We start from the raw sequence: 19670 nt of genomic DNA, 5'->3' as shown, positions 1-19670 counted from the left end.
GCACTATCGTGGTCATTTGAGCAAGGCTTCGATCTCCTGGCTCAGGTCCTGTGGCTTGGTCGTTGGCGCAAATCGCTTGACCTGCTTGCCGTCGGGGCCGATGAGGAACTTGGTGAAGTTCCACTTGATATTCTTGGAGCCCAGCAGCCCCGGGGCCTGCTTTTTCAACTGTACGAACAATGGGTGGGCATCGCTGCCATTGACGTCGACCTTCTTGAACAGCGGAAAACTGACACCGAAGTTCAGCTCGCAGAACTCGGCTATCGCGCCTTCGTTACCCGGTTCCTGCTTGCCGAACTGGTTGCAGGGAAACCCCAGCACCACCAGCCCCTGGTCCTTGTAGCGCTGCCAAAGTTGCTCCAGGCCCTTGTACTGGGGGGTGAAGCCACATTTGCTGGCGGTGTTGACCACCAAAATGGCCTTGCCGGCGAAATCGGCCAGGGTCTTTTGCTCACCCTTGATGGTGGTGCAAGGGATGCTCAGCAGGGAGTCGCTCATGGCAATGCCTCAATTCAGGGGAAGAAGTGATACGCGTACGCTTGACCGACTGGCATTCGGGCCTGTTTATCGCTTCAAGCCGAGCGCGGCACCAGGTCCAGGCACACCGAGTTGATGCAGTAGCGCAGGCCCGTCGGCGGCGGCCCGTCCGGGAACACATGCCCCAGGTGTGCGTCGCACTTGGCGCAGGTGACTTCGGTACGAATCATGCCGTGGCTGACGTCACGAATTTCGATCATCGCGCTGTCGGCAATCGGCGCGTAGAAGCTCGGCCAGCCGCAGCCGGAATCAAACTTGGTGGTCGAATCGAACAGCGGCTCATTACAGCAGATGCAGTGATACACGCCGTCGGTCCTGGTGCCGTTGTACTTGCCGCTGAAAGGCCGCTCGGTGCCCTTGAGGCGGCACACGTTGTACTGCTCAGGGTCGAGCATGGCCTTCCACTCATCAACGGTTTTCTGCAACTTTTCCATCGGTACACCTCGGCAACTGAAAAACCCTGATCTGTGTCTTTTCCATGGATCAGGCGGCACGTATGATTGCGCCTCTTCAAAACGCCAGTCTGGCACCCGCGCCATCGGCATTCAAACGTATTTATGGGGGCGAACCGCGCAGGATTCACCCTACGGTAGTGCCTACGCCGTCTGAATCGTTCATTTTCAGGATCACATCGCCATGCAGGTCAGCAAATCGAACAAGCTCGCCAACGTCTGCTACGACATTCGCGGCCCAGTGCTCAAGCACGCCAAGCGCCTGGAAGAGGAAGGCCATCGCATCCTCAAGTTGAACATTGGCAACCCGGCGCCGTTTGGTTTCGAAGCGCCGGACGAAATCCTCCAGGACGTGATCCGCAACCTGCCGACCGCCCAAGGCTACAGCGACTCCAAGGGCCTGTTCAGTGCACGCAAGGCGGTAATGCAGTACTACCAGCAGAAGCAGGTCGAAGGTGTCGGCATCGAGGACATCTACCTGGGCAACGGCGTGTCCGAGCTGATCGTGATGTCGATGCAGGCGCTGCTCAACAATGGCGATGAAGTGCTGGTGCCGGCACCGGACTATCCGCTCTGGACCGCTGCCGTGACCCTGGCTGGCGGCCATCCGGTGCATTACCTGTGTGATGAAGGCGCCGACTGGTTTCCGGACCTGGCCGACATCAAGGCCAAGATCACCCCCAACACCAAGGCGCTGGTGATCATCAATCCGAACAACCCTACCGGCGCCGTGTACTCCAAGGAAGTGCTGCTGGGCATGCTTGAACTGGCACGCCAGCACAACCTGGTAGTGTTCTCCGACGAGATCTACGACAAGATCCTCTACGATGACGCCGTTCACATATGCACCGCCTCCCTGGCTCCGGACCTGCTATGCCTGACCTTCAACGGCCTGTCCAAGTCGTATCGCGTGGCGGGCTTCCGCTCCGGATGGATCGCCATTTCCGGCCCCAAGCATAATGCCCAGAGCTACATCGAAGGCATCGACATGCTGGCCAACATGCGCCTGTGTGCCAACGTGCCGAGCCAGCACGCCATCCAGACCGCCCTCGGCGGCTACCAGAGCATCAATGACCTGATCTTGCCCCAGGGTCGCCTGCTGGAGCAGCGCAACCGCACCTGGGAGTTGCTCAACGCGATCCCCGGTGTGAGCTGTGTGAAGCCTATGGGCGCGTTGTATGCGTTCCCGCGGATCGACCCGAAAGTCTGCCCGATTCTCAACGACGAGAAGTTCGTGCTCGACCTGCTACTGTCGGAAAAGCTGCTGGTGGTCCAGGGCACTGCGTTCAACTGGCCATGGCCGGATCACTTCCGCGTGGTGACTTTGCCACGTGTGGATGACCTGGAAATGGCCATCGGTCGCATCGGCAACTTCCTGAAGTCCTATCGCCAGTAAGGAAATTGACGCTGTACGACTCACATTGGGTCGTACAGCGATTATCTGGCAACACTTCTTTCTCGCTTACGCGCGGTGGTAGTTCACTCAGCCCCTGCCTGAGGCGTGCCCCCTGTAATCACGGGGCGGCAAGGCAAACTCACGCCGGTCATGGCCGACAATACAGGTCGGAAAATCCCTTCAGGGCCTTACGTTCACGCTGTAGGACACAGTTTGAAATAGTCGCTCGGTTGAATCACCCCATGCGGCACCTTATATACCCCGCAGTACGCGACATATTAAGCATGAGGAGAACCCTACAACCATGATGCGCATCCTGCTGTTCTTGGCCACTAACCTGGCGGTCGTGCTGATTGCCAGCATCACCCTGAGCCTGTTCGGCTTCAACGGGTTCATGGCGGCCAACGGGGTTGACCTGAACCTCAATCAGCTGTTGGTTTTCTGTGCGGTCTTTGGTTTTGCCGGCTCGCTGTTTTCGCTGTTCATCTCCAAGTGGATGGCGAAGATGAGTACCAGCACCCAGGTCATCACTCAACCTCGCACTCGCCATGAACAATGGCTGATGCAAACCGTGGAGCAGCTATCTCAAGAAGCAGGCATCAAAATGCCCGAAGTGGGGATTTTCCCTGCCTATGAGGCCAACGCCTTCGCTACCGGCTGGAACAAGAACGACGCGCTGGTGGCCGTAAGCCAGGGCTTGCTGGAGCGTTTTTCGCCCGATGAAGTCAAGGCGGTGCTGGCCCACGAGATCGGTCACGTGGCCAACGGCGACATGGTCACCCTCGCGCTGGTACAGGGCGTAGTGAACACCTTCGTGATGTTCTTTGCGCGGATCATCGGCAACTTTGTCGACAAGGTCATCTTCAAGAACGAAGAAGGTCGCGGCATTGCCTACTTCGTGGCGACCATCTTCGCCGAGTTGGTGCTGGGCTTCCTGGCCAGCGCGATCACCATGTGGTTCTCGCGCAAACGCGAGTTCCGCGCAGATGAAGCCGGCGCACGCCTGGCGGGCACCAGCGCAATGATCGGCGCGCTGCAACGCTTGCGCTCCGAACAGGGCCTGCCGGTGCATATGCCGGACAGCCTGACGGCCTTTGGCATCAACGGTGGCATCAAACAGGGCATGGCTCGCCTGTTCATGAGCCACCCGCCGCTGGAAGAGCGGATCGACGCACTGCGTCGTCGGGGCTGATAACCCAGGCAAGACAAAAAAGGGGCGATTGAATCGCCCCTTTTTCGTGGACGTGATTTACCGCCTGGTCAGCCGATAAACACGCTCATCAAGCCGAGTAACGCCGTCCGCCTTGAATTTGCTGCTTTCACTCAAAATGTCCCGCTCTTGCAGCGTGACCACATTCCAGTGCGGGCCCAGCAACGACTGCACTTCCTCATCCGGGACGGCGAAAGGCGGGCCAGCCCTTTGTGCCTGGTCGTAGTCGACAGTGATCAACAACCCCTCACAGACGGGGGTCAGCAGGGTATCGAGATGCTCGGTGTATCGCGAGCGCATTGGCTGCGGCAAGGCGATCAGTGCCGCACGGTCATACAGCGCCGTGCAATCAGCCACTGCACTTGAGTCAAGGGCGAAGAAGTCACCGCACCACACTTCGACCAGACCCGCCTGATACACCTTGAACACGCCTCTCTGATCGATCTGCGGCGTAAGCCCCTGCTCGCTGAAGAACGCCTCAACGGCTTGATCAGACACCTCCACACCCATCACGCGATGCCCGCGATCCGCCAACCACTTCATGTCCAGGCTCTTGCCACACAAAGGCACGAAAACCCTGGCACCATCAGCCAGGCCCAACGTTGACCAATGCCGCTGCAAGTAAGGATTAACGTCGGACTGATGAAAACCGATCTGATTGGTTGCCCAGCGTTCCTGCCAAATTTTTGCGTCCATGCATCACCTTGAAAAAATCGATCAAAAGACACTAAATCTTATATTAGATCTCGATTAATGATCTGAATGAAGATAGCGCCATATTATTCTTCAGGACCCCTCTTATGCTCCCCAGCCTGTTTATCTCCCATGGCTCCCCGATGCTGGCCCTGCAACCCGGTGCCAGCGGCCCGGCGCTGCAGGCCCTGGCAGCCGCGTTGCCACGGCCCAAGGCGATTGTGGTGGTATCGGCGCATTGGGAAAGCCACGAGTTACTGGTGAGTGGCAGCGCCGCGCCCGAAACCTGGCACGACTTCGGCGGCTTCCCTCGCGAACTGTTTGCGGTGCAATACCCTGCGCCGGGTGATCCACAGCTGGCAAATGAAATTGTCGAGTTATTGCAGGCTGACGGCCTGACTGCACGCGTCGACAACCAACGGCCCTTCGACCATGGCACCTGGGTGCCCCTGTCGCTGATGTACCCGGCGGCGGATATTCCGGTGGTGCAAGTCTCCCTGCCAAGCCGCATGGGCCCGGCTTTTCAAACCCGAGTTGGACACGCCCTCTGCAGCCTTCGCGATCAAGGTGTGCTACTGATCGGCTCCGGCAGCATCACCCATAATCTCGGTGAGCTGGACTGGCGCGCCGGGCCGGAAACCATCACGCCATGGGCGCTAGCCTTTCGCGACTGGGTGGTCGAAAAACTCGCTGCCGGTGACGAAACAGCCTTGCATGACTATCGCCTCCTGGCGCCCCATGCAGTGCGCAGCCACCCCAGCGACGAGCATTTGTTGCCGCTGTACTTTGCGCGGGGTGCCGGAGGTGATTTCAGCGTGGCACATCAGGGCTTCACCCTCGGCGCCTTGGGCATGGACATCTACCGCTTTGGCTAACGCAGATGCACAGCCTGAAATCCCAGGCAAAAAAAATCCCCGAACCAGTCGGGGATTTTTTATGTGCGATCAATCAGCCCAGAGGCGGATCAATCTTCGCGGTAGCGACGCAGTTTGAGCTGCTTACCGGCAACGCGAGTGTCTTTGAGCTTGGCCAGCAGTTTTTCCAGGCCATCCTCCGGCAGCTCCAACAGGGAGAAGCTGTCACGTACCTGGATGCGACCGATGGCTTCACGCGCCAGGCCACCCTCGTTGAGGATAGCGCCCAGCAGGTTCTTGGCAGCGATACCGTCACGTGCACCCAGCGCGGTACGGCAACGAGCACGACCTTCAGCCAATGGAACCGGAGCACGACGCTCACGATCGCCACGTTCTGGACGGTCGCCGGAACGCTCTGGACGATCACCGCGCGGGGCGTTGTTCGGTACCAGTGGGCGCTCTTTCTCGATGGCAGCCAGGGTCAGGGCTTGACCATTGGTCGCTTTGCGCAGCAGGGCTGCAGCCAGGGCACGCGGGGTGCAACCGATATCGGCGGTCAGGCGGTCCAGCAGGTCGCCGTGAGTCGATTCAGCGTCAGCCACCAATGGCGCCAGGCTGTTGGTCAATTTCTTGATGCGAGCATCAAGAACGGCCTGGGCATCCGGCAGGCGCACTTCGGCAACTTTCTGACCGGTGACACGCTCGATCACTTGCAGCATGCGGCGCTCGCGCGGAGTCACCAGCAGCAGTGCACGACCTTCGCGACCCGCACGGCCGGTACGGCCGATACGGTGAACGTAGGACTCTGGATCGTACGGCATGTCAACGTTGAACACGTGGGTGATACGTGGAACGTCGAGGCCACGGGCAGCAACGTCGGTCGCTACAACGATGTCCAGACGGCCATCCTTGAGGGAGTCGATCACGCGCTCACGTTGGTTCTGGGCGATGTCACCGTTCAGCGCAGCGGCTTTGTAGCCTTTGGCTTCCAGGGCACTGGCCAGGTCCAGGGTCGCTTGCTTGGTGCGCACGAACATGATCAGGGCGTCGAAGTCTTCGACTTCCAGCAGGCTCAATACAGCCGAGGTCTTCTGGTCAGCGTGAACCAACAGGTGAGCCTGTTCGATCGCGGTAACGGTCTGGGTCTTGGTCTGGATCTTCACGTGTTGCGGATCGCGCAGGTGGCGTTCGGCAATGGCACGGATCGACTGCGGCAGGGTAGCCGAGAACAATACGGTCTGACGGGTCGGTGGCAGTGCCTTGAAGATGACTTCCAGGTCATCCATAAAGCCCAGCTTCAACATTTCGTCAGCTTCGTCCAGAACCAGGTGGTTCACGGTCGACAGGACTTTCTCGTCACGACGCAGGTGGTCGCACAGACGGCCCGGGGTGGCGACAACGATCTGTGCGCCGTTACGGATAGCCTTGAGTTGTGGGCCCATCGGCGCGCCGCCGTAAACGGCCACAACGGTTACGCCTGGCATTTGCTTGGCGTAGGTTTCAAAAGCGGTTGCTACTTGCAGCGCCAACTCTCGGGTTGGCGCCAGGATCAGGGCTTGCGGCTCGCGCTTGGCAGGATCGATGCAATGCAAAATAGGCAGGGCGAACGCGGCGGTTTTACCGGTACCGGTTTGCGCCTGGCCAATCATGTCCTGGCCGGCCATGATGATCGGGATCGATTGCTGCTGAATAGCCGAAGGTTCTTCGTAGCCAGTCGCGATGACAGCGGCGAGAATGTTCGGGTTAAGATTAAAAGCGGCGAAGCCGCCGGTTTCCTGGGTCATGGGTCTGCCTCTAAGTGCATCCGCAAAGACCCATGCTCCAAAGCTGCGCATGCCGTGTTGAGACTCAAGAGTCGCCCTGGCTGCTTTGTCGGCGGGGATTTGCGAAAACGAATGAATGAAAAAGATTCGTCAAGGGAGAGTCCGCTGTGCGGACGTGCAGCCGAAGCTGACTTCGGGGAATTGCGCTACCTAAACGCGGCCCGGTTAAAGGCCGGCGCGCACTATACCGGAAATAGCTGAAAAAGGGAGCTTTTTTTATCGCAGCGCACTGATAAACCGCGCTGCGTCGCGGGCTTTGCAGATCTGTGCGCCAGGGTCTATTTTTCAAAGGCCCAGCCCTGCTGGTCATCAAGCTTAAACGGTTCACCCACCCACTCAGGCCCTTCGGTCTGAAACCCTACCCGCGCCCGAGGGCACACCCGATGAAACAAGCCAGCAGTAGCCGCGTCAGCCGTGCACTTGAGGGCCATGTTCTGTTGCTGGGCCTGGACCGCGTGGCCAAACGCAATGCCTTCGATCTGGATTTACTCAATGAGCTGAGCCTGGCCTATGGCGAATTTGATCGAAACGATGACGCCCGGGTGGCCGTGGTATTTGCCCACGGCGATCACTTCACGGCGGGGCTGGACTTGGCCAATGTCAGCGGCGTGATGGCGGGCGGCTGGCAACCGCCGCTGGGCGGGTGCGATCCCTGGGGCGTATTCGCAGGGCCCAGGGTCAGCAAACCGGTGATCGTCGCGGCCCAGGGCTACTGCCTGACCATTGGTATCGAGTTGATGCTGGCGGCGGATATCAACCTCTGCGCCAGCAATACACGCTTTGCACAGATGGAAGTGCAACGTGGGATCTTTCCGTTTGGCGGCGCGACAATGCGCTTGCACCAGATCGCGGGCTGGGGCAATGCGATGCGCTGGCTGCTTACCGGAGACGAGTTCGACGCCCATGAAGCCCTGCGCCTGGGCCTGGTACAGGAAGTAATGGCCAGTGAAGACCTGTTGCCCCGCGCCATCGAACTGGCCAACCGCATTGCTCGTCAGGCGCCGCTTGGCGTGCAGGCGACGTTGATGTCGGCGCGTCTGGCGCGTATGGAAGGCGAAGCTGTCGCAGCCGCCGCCCTGCCACCCATGGTGGATAAATTGCTCAACAGCGAGGATGCCAAGGAAGGTGTGCGGGCGATGATCGAGAAGCGACCGGGGGTGTTCAAGGGGATTTGAGTTGGCAATACCGACGCGATCGGGGGCAAGCCCCCTCCCACATGTGTACGTGTAAACGGATCTGAAATGCGGTCGAATGTGGGAGGGGGCTTGCTCCCGATCGCGTCGGTATTGCCAACTAGGTCGCCGGCCGAATAGCCTTGATCAACGGCTGCAACGAGTACCCCAATCGCGGCGCCAAGGCTTCGGCGCGGGCTGACAGGGCATCGAGGTCCAGTTCCTGATCCAGCTCGGAAGGCACCAGCAGAATCACATTGCCCTCCTTCACCGGCAGCTCCCAGTAGTGTCGGTGATACAACCCACGCAGCAATGCCGCGCCCAGCGGTTTACCATCATCGGTGGCCCACTGGTTGATCACCAGCCAGCCGCCGGGGTTGAGTTTCTTCTGGCAGCTTTCCAGAAAGGTCCAGGCCAGATGCCCTACACCGGGGCCGACATCGGTGTAGAGGTCGACGAAGATCAGGTCGGCCGATTCAGCGGTATCGAGCAATTGCAGGGCGTCCCCCACTCGAATGTACAAGCGCGGGTCGTCATCGAGCCCCAGGTATTCGATGGCCAGGCGCGGTACATCAGGGCGCAGTTCAATGGCCTCGACGTCTTCCAAAGGCAGAAACCTGAGGCATGCCTGGGTCAACGTGCCCGCGCCCAAACCGAGGAACAACGCGCTCTCCGGCTGCTCATGGCACAGCGCACCGATCAACATGGCCCGGGTGTAGTCATACTCCAACCAGCTAGGGTCGGCGGTGAACACGCAGCTTTGCTCGATGGCGTCGCCGAATTCGAGAAAGCGGTAATCGGCTACTTCGAGCACACGGATCATGCCGAAATCATCATGGACTTCGGCCAGCAGGCGCTCGACACGCTCCTCGGTCATCACTACTCCTAAGGGGTTACCGCTTGGCAAAGGCGCGATTGTCGGCCAACCGGCAGCAACAGGTCACGCACTAATTGCTGATAACATCAGCGTTATCCGTCAATCACCCAATCGAGTTCATGATGAGCCAACCTTGGAGCCCCGACAGCTGGCGCGCCCTGCCAATCCAGCAACAACCCCAGTATCCGGACGCTGCACACCTGTTGCAGGTGGAGCAGAACCTGGCCAGCTACCCGCCGCTGGTGTTTGCCGGGGAAGCCCGTGAGTTGCGTCGCCAGTTTGCCGAAGTGACCCAAGGCCGCGCCTTCCTCCTGCAAGGTGGCGATTGTGCCGAGAGTTTTGCCGAGTTCTCCGCGGCAAAAATCCGCGACACCTTCAAGGTGCTGCTGCAGATGGCGATTGTCATGACCTTCGCTGCCGGTTGCCCGGTGGTGAAAGTCGGACGCATGGCCGGCCAGTTTGCCAAACCGCGCTCGTCCAACGATGAGACCATCGACGGTATCACCCTGCCTGCCTACCGTGGCGACATCGTCAACGGCATCGGCTTCGATGAAAAAAGCCGTGTGCCGGACCCGGACCGCCTGTTGCAGTCCTACCACCAGTCCACCGCCACCCTCAACCTGCTACGCGCGTTTGCCCAAGGGGGGTTCGCCGACCTGCACCAGGTGCACAAGTGGAACCTGGACTTTATCGCCAACTCAGCCCTGGCCGAGAAGTACAGCCAACTGGCCGACCGCATCGACGAGACCCTGGCCTTCATGCGCGCCTGTGGCATGGACAGCTCGCCGCAATTGCGCGAAACCAGCTTCTTCACCGCCCACGAAGCGTTGCTGCTCAACTATGAACAAGCCTTCGTGCGCCGCGACAGCCTGACCAACGACTACTACGACTGCTCGGCCCATATGCTGTGGATCGGCGACCGTACACGCCAGTTGGACGGCGCCCACGTCGAATTCCTGCGCGGGGTGAACAACCCGATCGGCGTGAAAGTCGGGCCGAGCATGAACCCGGACGATCTGATCCGCCTGATTGATATCCTTAACCCGAACAATGACCCTGGTCGCCTCAACCTGATTGCGCGCATGGGCGCAGGCAAAGTCGGCGACCACTTGCCCAACCTGATCCGCGCCGTACAGCGCGAGGGCAAGCAGGTGCTGTGGAGCTCCGATCCGATGCACGGCAACACCATCAAGGCCAGCAGCGGCTACAAGACCCGCGACTTTGCGCAAATCCTCGGCGAAGTGAAGGAGTTCTTTCAGGTGCACCACGCCGAAGGCAGCTACGCCGGCGGTATTCATATCGAGATGACCGGGCAGAACGTCACCGAATGCATCGGCGGCGCACGGCCGATTACCGAAGACGGGCTGTCGGACCGCTATCACACCCATTGCGACCCACGGATGAATGCCGATCAGTCGCTGGAGCTGGCGTTTCTGATTGCCGAGACCTTGAAACAGGTCAAACGCTGATCAACATCGCCGCCCTTAATCGGGCGGCATCGGGTCGCTGGCAATTGAGCTGGACCTGCTCCAGCCCCAGCCAGGCGGCCATTCGCCGCAGGTTGACGGCCAGCGCCAACATGCCTTCGTCATCCAGCCCCGATTCTTCTTCGTGCACTGCATGCACCGCCAGCCGCCCGTGGGCACGCTCGGCCCGCAGGTCGACGCGCGCAGCGATCCGCTCATTGTGCAAAAACGGCAGCACGTAGTAGCCATACACCCGCTTGTCTTGCGGGGTGTAGATCTCCAGTCGATAGCGGAAATCGAACAAACGCTCGGTGCGGCTGCGCTCCCATATCAATGAATCGAACGGTGACAGCAAGGCACTCGCCGGCACTTTGCGTGGCACTTTGGGCTCCGGCAGACAGTACGCTGGTTGCTTGAAGCCTTGCACCTGGCACGTCAGCAACTGCCCGTCCTCGACCAGTTCGGCCAAGCGCGGGCGGCTGTCCGCGGGGTCGAGGCGGAAATAATCGCGCAGGTCCTTTTCGGTGGCGATACCCAGCGCCGTTGCGCTTTGCATCAGCAAGCCGCGCTGGGCTTGAGCCTCGCTCATGGACGTTTGAAGAATCTCGCCCGGGATCACACGCTCCGGCAAATCATACAGTCGCTCAAAACCCCGGCGCCCCGCGACGGTGACCAAACCGGCGGCGAACAGCCATTCCAGTGCGTGCTTCTCATCACTCCAATCCCACCAGGGCCCAGCACGCTCCTCTCGGGTCGACAAACTGCCCGCACCCAAGGCGCCCTGTTGCTCGACGCTGTGCAACACACGCCCAATAGTCGCCTGCTGCTCACGGCCAAAACGCGCCATCTGCGCATAGATGCCCTGCCCTTGCCTGGCCCGCTCCATGCGCCAGCGCATCAGCGGGTACATCGCCATCGGCAACAGCGACGCCTCATGCCCCCAATACTCGAACAATGAACGCCGCCGCCCCTGGCTCCAGGCTGCTTGCTCAAGGAGCAACGGAGTGTACTGGCCAAGGCGGGAGAACAACGGCAGGTAGTGGGAACGCACCAATGCGTTGACCGAGTCGATTTGTATAACGCCCAGGCGTTCGATCAGCCGGTTGAGGTGCGCAGCTTTTATCTGGGCAGGCGCCTGGCGCCCCGAGAAACCCTGGGCGGCCAGCGCCATGCGTCGAGCTTGCTTGAGTGAAAAGGACAGGTCGGCGGGCATGGCAATCTCCATAAAAGCTCGCTCCCTACCCTACTGCATCCTGGCTTACTTTCGCAGCGGGTCTTCCCAGAAATGCCGATGGCTTTCCTGCTCGACGTCGGCGCGGTTGAGCCCAATGTCTTTGAGTGCGTCATCGCTCAAGGTCGCCAGCAAGTTGCGCTCCTGATGCAATAACTGCCAACGCGCAAACCTGTGGAACAGCTCGGCAAACGCCCCTTTATTCAGCAATACAGAACCTTTCTGGCCTTTCATCTTCTCGCCCTCCAGTGGGGATGACGAAAGTGTGTGCCTGCCGCTATGATCAATCCAACGAATGTTTCTTATGCAATACATCTCGGAGATTGATCCATTGTCCGGCTACCCGAGTATCGACACTGACGTGCTACGCACCTTCGTGGCCATTGCTGACCAAGGCGGCTTTACCCGCGCCGGTGAGCTGGTCAACCGCACTCAATCGGCGGTGAGCATGCAGATGAAACGCCTGGAGGAGGATGTGTTGCAGCGCAAGCTGTTCGAGCGTGACGGCCGACAAGTGCGGCTCACGCCCGAAGGCCAGGTGCTGCTGGGGTATGCGCGGCGCATCCTGAAACTGCACAGCGAGGTGTTCAATACCCTGCGCGAGCCACATATGGTGGGGCTGGTACGCATCGGCACGCCGGATGACTACGTCATGCGTTTTTTGCCGGGAATCCTGAAGCAGTTTTCCAAAGCTTACCCACTGATTCAGCTTGAGATGCACTGCGAGGCGTCGTCTGTATTGATGCAACGGCGGGACCTGGCGCTGACCGTCATCAGCCGCGAGCCTGGTAATGATATCGGTGAGTTGCTACGCACTGAACGCATGGTGTGGGCTGCGTCACCGTGCTTCTGTGCCGATGAGCACGATGCCCTGCCACTGGCGATTTCCGGCGATGACTGCCTGTACACCCATTGGGCACGCGCCGCACTGGATGCGGCCGGACGGGATTATCGCCTGGCCTATCACAGCTCCAACGGCGCGGCGATCCAGGCGGTGGTCAGTGCTGGCCTGGCGGCGATGGTCAGCATGGAAAGCCTGATCACCGACGACCTGCGAGTGCTTGGCAGCGAAGAAGGCTTTCCCCCGCTGCCGTCGATGAATCTGCGCTTGCTGCGCAACCCGCAGATGACGTCGCCGATCACGGAATGCCTGGCGGAGTACATCGTTGAAGGCTTCAAACTTTAAAGGTCAGCATCACCGCGCACACCACTAAAAAACCACAGAACAGGCCGCGCAACAGGCGCTCCGGCATGGCGTGCGCGACTTTCACACCCCAACTGATACTGAGCAGGCCACCTACCGCCAGTGGCAGGCCGATCATCCAGTCCACCTCGTGGTGCCAGGCATAGGTCACCAGGGTCACGCTGGTGCTGGGCAGCGCCAAGGCCAACGATAAGCCTTGGGCAACCACTTGGGTGGTGCCGAACACACTGGTGAGTACCGGCGTGGCGACCACCGCGCCCCCCACCCCGAACAATCCGCCCATGGAGCCGGACGCCGCGCCCAATACCCCAAGCCACGGCCATGAATAGCGCATCTGCGCCGTGGGCGGTGCGTTGCGGGTGAACATGCGCAGCAGGTTGTAGGCCGACAGCGCCACCAGGAACGCAATAAAGCCGATACGCATTGCGCCCGCATCCAGCCCCACCGCCCAGATAGATCCCAGCCAGGCAAAGCAGAATCCCATCACGCCCAATGGCAAGGCGTGACGCAATTCGATGCGATTACGCTGGTGATAGCGCCACAGGGCAAGCATCACATTGGGCACCACCATGACCAAGGCGGTGCCCTGGGCGATCTGCTGATCCAGGCCGAACAGCACGCCCAGCACCGGGATAGCAATCAGCCCGCCGCCAATGCCAAACAGCCCACCCACCGTGCCCAGGGCCGCGCCCAATATCAGGTACATCACTAAATCCAACACCGCGCTACTCCGTCATCCCAAGCCTTGCATGCTACGCAGTCGGCTCTAGCGCGGAAACGCACAGCAACGCACAATGGCTATGCCAATCTCGCACAAGCGCTAGCCAATGAACCCCAATACCCTCACCGAACAACTGGGCCTGTTTCTGGACGTATTGGAAACCGGCAGCTTTTCCGCCGCCGCACGGCGCCATCCGCTGACGCCCTCCGCGGTGGCTAGGCGTATCGACAGCCTGGAAAGCTCAGTGGGCAGCCAGTTGTTCCAGCGCAGCACCCATGCGGTGCTGCCGACACCGGCGGGTTTGGCCTTTGCCGAACGGGCCCGGCGGATCGTCAGTGAGTTGCAACTGGCGCGGGCGGAAGCAGTGTCCCTGAGCCACGCGCCGGAAGGCTTGATCCGGGTGGATGCACCTGCGGCATTCGGTCGACGGCACCTGGCACCGGTGATTGCGGATTTTTTGAACGTGTACCCGGGCCTGGACGTGCACCTGCACCTGATCGACAGCTTTGTCGATATGCAGGGCGCACACCTGGGCAAGGTCGACCTGGTGCTGCGCGCCGGGCATATCGTAGACACGCGGTTGATCGCTACCCCGCTGGCGAGCATCGTGCGTATCGCCTGTGCCAGCCCGGCCTACTTGAAGAGCCGCGGCACACCGACCCATCCTCGAGAACTGAGCGAGCATGACGGCCTTGACTGGGATGGCCTGGCGCCGATGTTTGCCTGGCGCTTTGAGCACGACGGGCGCCGCACCACTTATCGTCCGCGGCGTATCCGCCTGAACGCCAACAACGCTGAGGCCCTGCTCAGCGGTGCGCTGGCGGGGCTGGGCATCGCGCATTTGCCTACCTGGCTTGCCAGTGAATACCTGGTACGGGGTGAGCTGCTGCCGCTGTTTTGTGAAAACGGCCTGCCCAGCCCGGAGACCGCCGGCATTTATGCGCTGCGCCTGGAACAACAACCCAACGCCCGTAGCCGATTACTCCTTGAATACCTCAAGTCGCGCTTCAGCCCAGTGCCGCCTTGGGATTTGGCCTTGCAAAGCGGCCTGATCTGACCCGCCAGGCAAAATTACCTGGCGCATTAAAGATTTGCCCGCTAGATTCCAGCGCAGACACGCTTTTACGAGGCACCCCAATGAGTAAAAACCCTGATCCCTGCCAATCGCTGCTGCTGGACAATCAGCTGTGCTTCGCCTTGCATTCCACCTCGTTGCTGATGACAAAGGTGTACAAACCCTTGCTCCAGGCGCTCGGCCTGACCTACCCGCAGTACCTGGCCATGATGGTGCTGTGGGAAGAGGATGCTTTGACCGTCAGCGAAATCAGCAGCCGCCTGCTGACGGACCCCGGTTCACTCACGCCATTACTCAAACGCCTGGAAGCCGAGGGCCTGCTTAGCCGCACCCGTAGCCGCGAAGATGAGCGGGTGGTGGTGGTAGAGCTGACCGACGCCGGGCGTGCCTTGCAGGGCAAGGCCAAGGATGTGCCCCAATGCATCCTGGGCGCCAGCGGGATGCAGCTTGCGCAATTGCGCAAGCTGCAGGCCGACCTGATCGCGTTGCGCGGCAATCTGCAAAGCGCTATTTAGAAAACAGCAAATCACTTGAATGTGGGAGGGGCGGTGCGCCCTTCCACATTAAATTTCAGCAAGTCAAAAACATTTATCTTGCGCGCAAAACATTAGCGCTATACATTGGCCCTACCAACTACTTAGCGCGCAAATATTTAGCGCTAACAACCAAAGAGGAACGCCTCATGCAAACGCTCTATACCGCTGTAGCCACCGCCACTGGCGGCCGTGATGGTCGCGCTGTTTCCAGCGATAACATCCTCGACGTCAAACTCTCCACCCCCAAGGAACTGGGCGGTGCTGGTGGCCAGGCTACCAACCCGGAGCAACTGTTCGCCGCGGGCTACTCCGCTTGCTTTATCGGGGCGCTGAAATTTGTCGCCAGCCAGACCAAACGCAAAATCCCGGATGACGCCTCTATCACCGCCCACGTTGGCATCGGTCAGATCCCCGGCGGTTTCGGCCTGGACATCGACCTGCACGTCAGCCTGCCGGGCCTGGCCCAGGAGGATGCGCAAAGCCTGGTCGACGCCGCCCACCAGGTATGCCCTTATTCCAACGCCACCCGTGGCAACGTGGATGTGCGCTTGCATGTAACAGTCTGATAAACAGACGCCCACAAAAAAGCCCGACACCAGGTCGGGCTTTTTGCGTACCGGCGGGGCCAGAATTACTTCTTGGCGCGACCTTTGTACGAACCACCTTCGCGGGTGTCGATCTCGATCAGGTCGTCGATTTCGATGAAATCGGCCACTTGCAGTTCGGTACCGTTGCTCAGCTTGGCAGGCTTCATCACCTTGCCCGAAGTGTCGCCGCGAGCGGAACCTTCGGTGTAGGCAACCTTACGCACGATGGTAGTCGGCAGCTCTACGGACACCAGGCGCTCTTCGAAGAAAATCGCTTCGCAGACGTCTTCCATGCCTTCTTCGATGAACGGCAGAACGGCTTCGATATCTTCAGCGTTCAGCTCGTACATGGTGTAGTCGGTGGTGTCCATGAACGTGTAGGTGTCGCCGCTGATGAAGGACAGGGTCGCTTCCTTGCGGTCGAGGATCACGTCGTCCAGTTTGTCGTCAGCGCTGTAGACGATCTCGGTCTTGTAACCGGTCAGCAGGTTCTTCAGCTTGGTCTTCATGATTGCGCTGTTACGACCAGACTTGGTGAACTCAGCTTTCTGAACCAGCCAAGGGTCGTTTTCGAGACGGATCACTGTACCGGGTTTCAGTTCTTTACCAGTTTTCATTGCATATATCCGAAATTTGGATGGGATTTACAAAAATCAAGGTGGCGTATCATATCCAACTTTCATAAAACTGTACCAGCGCCGTCGCAAGATCGGCCTGCAAGCCTTGTTCCAGACACCAGTTCTGCGCGTGCTCATTCACCTCGGGCCAGTGTTCCAGCAGCATTTTCCAGGACTGTGCCATGTCGCCATCAGCGTTCCAGGCTTGCCAAAGCGCAAAGACAGCCGCTTTGGCGGCAGGCGAGAGTGCAGCGGTGTACAACTCAAGGAAGGCATCCAGTTTGTCCAGGTGGATGTCTTCATCCTGGCGGTAGATATGCCACAGCAACGGCCTCCCCGCCCATTGGGCGCGCACGAAGGAATCCTCACCGCGCACGGCGTTGAACTCGCAACACCACAGCAAATGGTCATATTGCTCCTGGCGCATGAATGCAATGACCTGCACCGTCAGCGCCCCGCGTACCTGGATGTCTCCCGCCGACAGGCTGGTCACGCCCAACCAGCGTTGCACATCCCCCAGAATTCGCCCTTCCGGCACCAGCAAGTGAGTGGCACGCCCATCCTTGGCGAGCACGTCCAGCCAACCGGCCAGCCCAGGATTCTCATAGGCAAACAATGAGATCAATCGTGCCCCGCCCGCAGGAGACACGCCCAGGCTCTGCAGGAATTGTCGTTGCGCAACGTCATCCTGCTGAAAAGCCTGGCGTCGCTCCACCAACCCGGCTTCACGCAGCAAACCACCGGTACCAGGACGAAAGCCGGGGAAGAAAAAGTACTTCTGCACCCCCTTGAACTTCACCGAAGGCAGGCGATGACAACCCACCACCCAGTCTTCTGCGCTGAGGTAATCCAGGTTCATCCACAACGGCGGGCGCTCACGCTCGGCCATGCGCTCCATGTAGTGCGGCGGCAGCTGGCAGGCGAATGCAGCAATCACCACATCGGCCGACTGCGCGCCCGGCCACTCGGCCGGCCAGTGCCGCACCTCTACGCCCTCTTGCCATTGCTGGTCCATCTGCACATCAATGTGCGGGCACATGCGCTCGAACGCCCGCAGGTCATCGACCCACAAGCGCACCTCACAACCATGCTCCGCCACCAACTGTCGGGCCAGGCGCCAGGTCACGCCGATGTCGCCGTAGTTGTCGACGACGCTGCAAAAAATATCCCAGCGGGCTTTCATTCCGGGCTCCATCGTCCAAAGGCTCGATTGTCCGCATAAATGCGCTGATGCAGAAGGCTTGATCGCGATTATTCTGCACGGCGGCTGTGCGACAATCGGCACCACGCCGTCAATGTCTGCAAGGAGGCCATCATGTCCGACCGTCAGCTGTCACTGTTCAAGCTGTGCATCGCCATTGCCGCAGGCGTGTGGCTGGGGTTTATCGCCATTGCGCTGACCGCCTGGCTGGCAACTCGCTATCTGTTTCCCCAAAGCCTGGCACCCGTGGCCCAGGCGGTTCAGCAGTTGGGCGAGCCGGCCGCAGTTGTGCCGCAGCCACCGAACCGCATGTTCGAACAGTATCAACAAAACCTGCAAAAGCAGGAACAACAACAGGCCCTGGACCAGGCCCGCAGTAATGCGCGCAACCTGTCCAACCCCAAATGCCAGTTCTGGCTGCAACAGGACCAGAACGCCCCCAGTGAAAAGACTCGGGCCAATGTCCTGCAATTTTGCGATTGAAGACCATGAATAAACACGCCGTCCTCCAGTTGATCCTGGAAAAACTCACCGCCGACCTCGATATTGCCCAGCGCGCCGCGCAGACTGCCTACGAAACCGCGACCCACGAAGAAAACATCGCCGAGAACAAATACGACACCTTGGGGTTGGAGGCGTCATACCTGGCGGCCGGGCAGGCCAAGCGGGTCGAGGAGATCAAGCAATCGCTGACGCTGTGCCAGAACCTTCAGTTGCGAGGGTACGATGAACAACACGGGATAGAAGTCGGGGCGCTGTTGGGCCTGGAAGACGAGAACGGTCGCCAGCAATGGCTATTTTTGGCGCCGGATGCGGCAGGGTTGAAAGTCGATGTGGTCGGGCAACCGGTGACCGTCATCACCCCGCGCTCGCCCCTGGGCAAAAGCCTGCTCGGCAAGTTTGAAGGCGATGAGGTAGAGATTCTGGTGGCAGGCGCCCGGCAACACTTTATGGTTACCGAGGCCCGATAAATCACTCAGTGGACGGGCAATTCAACGCCGTCGAACAAATCTTCCAGCTCTTGCTTGTTGTGGCACTGGATCGCCTTGGCCATGACTTCGCGGGTCAGGTGCGGTGCGAATTTCTCGATGAAATCGCACATGAACCCCCGCAGGAAGGTGCCGCGACGGAAGCCGATCTTGGTCACGCTCGACTCGAACAATTCGCTGGCATCCAGCACCACCAGGTCTTTGTCGAGGTTGGTGTCGACCGCCATCTTGGCGACGATCCCGACGCCCAGGCCCAGGCGAACATAAGTTTTGATCACGTCGGCATCCGCCGCGGTGAACACCACTTTTGGCGTCAGACCACGATGACTGAACGCTTCGTCGAGCTTCGAACGACCGGTAAACCCAAATACATAAGTCACAATCGGGTATTCGGCCAGGGCTTCCAGCGTCAGCTTCGGCAGCTTGGCCAAGGGGTGCCCCTGGGGCACGACCACGCAGCGGTTCCAGCGGTAGCACGGCATCATCACCAGGTCGCCGAACAGCTCCAGGGCCTCGGTGGCGATGGCAAAATCGACGGTGCCATCAGCGGCCATCTCGGCGATCTGCATCGGTGAACCCTGGTGCATGTGCAGGGCTACGTCTGGGTATTGCTTGATGAAATCGCGAATCACCGGCGGCAATGCATAACGCGCCTGGGTGTGGGTGGTGGCGATCGACAGGGTGCCCTTCTTTTCGTTGGAGAATTCCTGGGCGATCTGCTTGATGCTCTCGACTTTACGCAAGATCTCGCCAGCGGTGGTGATGATCCGCTCGCCAGCCGGGGTGACGCGGGTCAGGTGCTTGCCACTGCGAGCGAACACTTCGACGCCCAACTCGTCTTCGAGCAGGCGGATCTGCTTGCTGATACCGGGTTGCGAGGTGTAAAGGCTTTGAGCGGTAGCGGAAACGTTGAGGTCGTGGTGCGCCACTTCCCAGATGTAGCGCAGTTGTTGAAGCTTCATATCAATCCCTCAAAGCAGATAGACGCCACGGGTATCAGCGACGATATATAACTATATTAAAGGTTAG

At 59.8% G+C, this 19670-nt stretch carries 22 protein-coding genes; 11 read left to right on the top strand and 11 right to left on the bottom strand.

All coding sequences use genetic code 11. The features are described from left to right. Positions 1 to 12: 12 nt before the first annotated feature. Positions 13 to 498: a glutathione peroxidase gene (locus tag E4O98_RS22055; protein WP_005786456.1), complete on the bottom strand. Its 486-nt coding sequence runs from the start codon at positions 496 to 498 to the stop codon at positions 13 to 15. Between the two features lie 74 nt (positions 499 to 572). Continuing rightward, the gene (gene msrB / locus E4O98_RS22050) at positions 573 to 971 is read right to left on the bottom strand and encodes a peptide-methionine (R)-S-oxide reductase MsrB (RefSeq protein ID WP_005786454.1); all 399 of its coding nucleotides are present in this window, start codon (positions 969 to 971) and stop codon (positions 573 to 575) included. Positions 972 to 1173: 202 nt separating this feature from the next. Here msrB and E4O98_RS22045 point away from each other — a divergent pair, with 202 nt between their 5' ends. Further along, positions 1174 to 2385 carry a pyridoxal phosphate-dependent aminotransferase gene (locus E4O98_RS22045; protein ID WP_003189906.1) on the top strand — a complete coding sequence of 404 codons (1212 nt, stop codon included), beginning with the start codon at positions 1174 to 1176 and terminating at the stop codon, positions 2383 to 2385. A 304-nt stretch (positions 2386 to 2689) separates the two neighbouring features. After that, positions 2690 to 3577 (top strand): protease HtpX, encoded by an 888-nt coding sequence (htpX, locus tag E4O98_RS22040; protein ID WP_005786451.1) that lies wholly within the window; start codon positions 2690 to 2692, stop codon positions 3575 to 3577. Between the two features lie 57 nt (positions 3578 to 3634). Here the strand turns inward: htpX and E4O98_RS22035 are convergent, their stop codons facing one another. Continuing rightward, positions 3635 to 4291, bottom strand: a complete 657-nt coding sequence (locus E4O98_RS22035) for a thiopurine S-methyltransferase (RefSeq protein ID WP_032877126.1) — start codon at positions 4289 to 4291, stop codon at positions 3635 to 3637. A 104-nt stretch (positions 4292 to 4395) separates the two neighbouring features. Here E4O98_RS22035 and E4O98_RS22030 point away from each other — a divergent pair, with 104 nt between their 5' ends. After that, complete coding sequence (locus E4O98_RS22030; protein ID WP_032877127.1) at positions 4396 to 5163, top strand: class III extradiol ring-cleavage dioxygenase; 768 nt, start codon at positions 4396 to 4398, stop codon at positions 5161 to 5163. A gap of 89 nt (positions 5164 to 5252) precedes the next feature. On the opposite strand, the gene E4O98_RS22025 is transcribed toward E4O98_RS22030, so the two are convergent. Continuing rightward, complete coding sequence (locus tag E4O98_RS22025) at positions 5253 to 6926, bottom strand: DEAD/DEAH box helicase (protein ID WP_248136252.1); 1674 nt, start codon at positions 6924 to 6926, stop codon at positions 5253 to 5255. A gap of 422 nt (positions 6927 to 7348) precedes the next feature. On the opposite strand from E4O98_RS22025, the gene E4O98_RS22020 reads away from it, so the two are divergent. Then, the gene (locus tag E4O98_RS22020) at positions 7349 to 8140 is read left to right on the top strand and encodes a crotonase/enoyl-CoA hydratase family protein (protein WP_005786443.1); all 792 of its coding nucleotides are present in this window, start codon (positions 7349 to 7351) and stop codon (positions 8138 to 8140) included. Between the two features lie 118 nt (positions 8141 to 8258). Here E4O98_RS22020 and E4O98_RS22015 read toward each other — a convergent pair whose 3' ends face one another. Then, entirely contained in the window at positions 8259 to 9014 is a 756-nt protein-coding gene (locus tag E4O98_RS22015) for a spermidine synthase (RefSeq protein ID WP_005786442.1), read from the bottom strand. 122 nt (positions 9015 to 9136) lie between these two features. Here E4O98_RS22015 and E4O98_RS22010 point away from each other — a divergent pair, with 122 nt between their 5' ends. Further along, on the top strand, positions 9137 to 10483 hold the full coding sequence (locus tag E4O98_RS22010) for a 3-deoxy-7-phosphoheptulonate synthase class II (protein WP_032877128.1): 1347 nt from the start codon (positions 9137 to 9139) through the stop codon (positions 10481 to 10483). On the opposite strand, the gene E4O98_RS22005 is transcribed toward E4O98_RS22010, so the two are convergent. Then, on the bottom strand, positions 10473 to 11693 hold the full coding sequence (locus E4O98_RS22005; RefSeq protein WP_248136249.1) for a winged helix-turn-helix domain-containing protein: 1221 nt from the start codon (positions 11691 to 11693) through the stop codon (positions 10473 to 10475). The genes E4O98_RS22010 and E4O98_RS22005 overlap by 11 nt on opposite strands. A 45-nt stretch (positions 11694 to 11738) precedes the next feature. After that, positions 11739 to 11945 carry a DUF1127 domain-containing protein gene (locus E4O98_RS22000; protein ID WP_005786437.1) on the bottom strand — a complete coding sequence of 69 codons (207 nt, stop codon included), beginning with the start codon at positions 11943 to 11945 and terminating at the stop codon, positions 11739 to 11741. A 70-nt stretch (positions 11946 to 12015) separates the two neighbouring features. Here E4O98_RS22000 and E4O98_RS21995 point away from each other — a divergent pair, with 70 nt between their 5' ends. Then, positions 12016 to 12897 (top strand): LysR family transcriptional regulator, encoded by an 882-nt coding sequence (locus E4O98_RS21995; protein ID WP_032877130.1) that lies wholly within the window; start codon positions 12016 to 12018, stop codon positions 12895 to 12897. Here the strand turns inward: E4O98_RS21995 and E4O98_RS21990 are convergent. Then, entirely contained in the window at positions 12887 to 13636 is a 750-nt protein-coding gene (locus E4O98_RS21990; protein ID WP_032877131.1) for a sulfite exporter TauE/SafE family protein, read from the bottom strand. The genes E4O98_RS21995 and E4O98_RS21990 overlap by 11 nt on opposite strands. Before the next feature lie 106 nt (positions 13637 to 13742). Here E4O98_RS21990 and E4O98_RS21985 point away from each other — a divergent pair, with 106 nt between their 5' ends. The 3 genes from E4O98_RS21985 (at position 13743) to E4O98_RS21975 (ending at position 15813) form a co-directional block, all read left to right on the top strand. Then, the gene (locus E4O98_RS21985) at positions 13743 to 14693 is read left to right on the top strand and encodes a LysR family transcriptional regulator (protein ID WP_248136247.1); all 951 of its coding nucleotides are present in this window, start codon (positions 13743 to 13745) and stop codon (positions 14691 to 14693) included. Between the two features lie 80 nt (positions 14694 to 14773). Beyond that, the gene (locus E4O98_RS21980) at positions 14774 to 15226 is read left to right on the top strand and encodes a MarR family transcriptional regulator (protein WP_223018397.1); all 453 of its coding nucleotides are present in this window, start codon (positions 14774 to 14776) and stop codon (positions 15224 to 15226) included. Positions 15227 to 15393: 167 nt separating this feature from the next. Next, positions 15394 to 15813, top strand: a complete 420-nt coding sequence (locus E4O98_RS21975; protein ID WP_005786430.1) for an organic hydroperoxide resistance protein — start codon at positions 15394 to 15396, stop codon at positions 15811 to 15813. A gap of 65 nt (positions 15814 to 15878) precedes the next feature. Here E4O98_RS21975 and E4O98_RS21970 read toward each other — a convergent pair whose 3' ends face one another. Both E4O98_RS21970 and earP read right to left on the bottom strand, forming a co-directional pair. After that, entirely contained in the window at positions 15879 to 16451 is a 573-nt protein-coding gene (locus tag E4O98_RS21970) for an elongation factor P (RefSeq protein ID WP_003172723.1), read from the bottom strand. A 49-nt stretch (positions 16452 to 16500) separates the two neighbouring features. Continuing rightward, positions 16501 to 17634, bottom strand: a complete 1134-nt coding sequence (gene earP, locus E4O98_RS21965; protein ID WP_148852298.1) for an elongation factor P maturation arginine rhamnosyltransferase EarP — start codon at positions 17632 to 17634, stop codon at positions 16501 to 16503. Between the two features lie 132 nt (positions 17635 to 17766). Between earP and E4O98_RS21960 the strand changes: the two genes are divergently transcribed. Both E4O98_RS21960 and E4O98_RS21955 read left to right on the top strand, forming a co-directional pair. Then, positions 17767 to 18135, top strand: coding sequence for a hypothetical protein (locus E4O98_RS21960; protein WP_005786426.1), 369 nt, complete (start codon positions 17767 to 17769; stop codon positions 18133 to 18135). Between the two features lie 5 nt (positions 18136 to 18140). Further along, a complete protein-coding gene (locus E4O98_RS21955) occupies positions 18141 to 18623 on the top strand; it encodes a transcription elongation factor GreAB (protein ID WP_248136245.1) in 483 nt (160 codons plus the stop codon). 5 nt (positions 18624 to 18628) lie between these two features. Here E4O98_RS21955 and cysB read toward each other — a convergent pair whose 3' ends face one another. Then, on the bottom strand, positions 18629 to 19603 hold the full coding sequence (gene cysB / locus E4O98_RS21950; RefSeq protein WP_005786423.1) for an HTH-type transcriptional regulator CysB: 975 nt from the start codon (positions 19601 to 19603) through the stop codon (positions 18629 to 18631). Between the last annotated feature and the right edge of the window lie 67 nt (positions 19604 to 19670).

Origin of the sequence: Pseudomonas sp. W2Jun17 (assembly GCF_023127795.1) — a bacterium.
Classification (GTDB): Bacteria; Pseudomonadota; Gammaproteobacteria; order Pseudomonadales; family Pseudomonadaceae; genus Aquipseudomonas; species Aquipseudomonas synxantha_A.
The sequence above is the reverse complement of the archived record's forward strand: the minus strand, read 5'-3'. Positions and strand labels throughout refer to the sequence as shown.

Bases quoted from the DNA above. Each gene is read 5' to 3' on its own strand.
- E4O98_RS22055 (WP_005786456.1), bottom strand. From the start codon at position 498: ATGAGCGACTCCCTGCTGAGCATCCCTTGCACCACCATCAAGGGTGAG.
- msrB (WP_005786454.1), bottom strand. From the start codon at position 971: ATGGAAAAGTTGCAGAAAACCGTTGATGAGTGGAAGGCCATGCTCGAC.
- E4O98_RS22045 (WP_003189906.1), top strand. From the start codon at position 1,174: ATGCAGGTCAGCAAATCGAACAAGCTCGCCAACGTCTGCTACGACATT.
- htpX (WP_005786451.1), top strand. From the start codon at position 2,690: ATGATGCGCATCCTGCTGTTCTTGGCCACTAACCTGGCGGTCGTGCTG.
- E4O98_RS22035 (WP_032877126.1), bottom strand. From the start codon at position 4,291: ATGGACGCAAAAATTTGGCAGGAACGCTGGGCAACCAATCAGATCGGT.
- E4O98_RS22030 (WP_032877127.1), top strand. From the start codon at position 4,396: ATGCTCCCCAGCCTGTTTATCTCCCATGGCTCCCCGATGCTGGCCCTG.
- E4O98_RS22025 (WP_248136252.1), bottom strand. From the start codon at position 6,926: ATGACCCAGGAAACCGGCGGCTTCGCCGCTTTTAATCTTAACCCGAAC.
- E4O98_RS22020 (WP_005786443.1), top strand. From the start codon at position 7,349: ATGAAACAAGCCAGCAGTAGCCGCGTCAGCCGTGCACTTGAGGGCCAT.
- E4O98_RS22015 (WP_005786442.1), bottom strand. From the start codon at position 9,014: ATGACCGAGGAGCGTGTCGAGCGCCTGCTGGCCGAAGTCCATGATGAT.
- E4O98_RS22010 (WP_032877128.1), top strand. From the start codon at position 9,137: ATGAGCCAACCTTGGAGCCCCGACAGCTGGCGCGCCCTGCCAATCCAG.
- E4O98_RS22005 (WP_248136249.1), bottom strand. From the start codon at position 11,693: ATGCCCGCCGACCTGTCCTTTTCACTCAAGCAAGCTCGACGCATGGCG.
- E4O98_RS22000 (WP_005786437.1), bottom strand. From the start codon at position 11,945: ATGAAAGGCCAGAAAGGTTCTGTATTGCTGAATAAAGGGGCGTTTGCC.
- E4O98_RS21995 (WP_032877130.1), top strand. From the start codon at position 12,016: ATGCAATACATCTCGGAGATTGATCCATTGTCCGGCTACCCGAGTATC.
- E4O98_RS21985 (WP_248136247.1), top strand. From the start codon at position 13,743: ATGAACCCCAATACCCTCACCGAACAACTGGGCCTGTTTCTGGACGTA.
- E4O98_RS21980 (WP_223018397.1), top strand. From the start codon at position 14,774: ATGAGTAAAAACCCTGATCCCTGCCAATCGCTGCTGCTGGACAATCAG.
- E4O98_RS21975 (WP_005786430.1), top strand. From the start codon at position 15,394: ATGCAAACGCTCTATACCGCTGTAGCCACCGCCACTGGCGGCCGTGAT.
- E4O98_RS21970 (WP_003172723.1), bottom strand. From the start codon at position 16,451: ATGAAAACTGGTAAAGAACTGAAACCCGGTACAGTGATCCGTCTCGAA.
- earP (WP_148852298.1), bottom strand. From the start codon at position 17,634: ATGAAAGCCCGCTGGGATATTTTTTGCAGCGTCGTCGACAACTACGGC.
- E4O98_RS21960 (WP_005786426.1), top strand. From the start codon at position 17,767: ATGTCCGACCGTCAGCTGTCACTGTTCAAGCTGTGCATCGCCATTGCC.
- E4O98_RS21955 (WP_248136245.1), top strand. From the start codon at position 18,141: ATGAATAAACACGCCGTCCTCCAGTTGATCCTGGAAAAACTCACCGCC.
- cysB (WP_005786423.1), bottom strand. From the start codon at position 19,603: ATGAAGCTTCAACAACTGCGCTACATCTGGGAAGTGGCGCACCACGAC.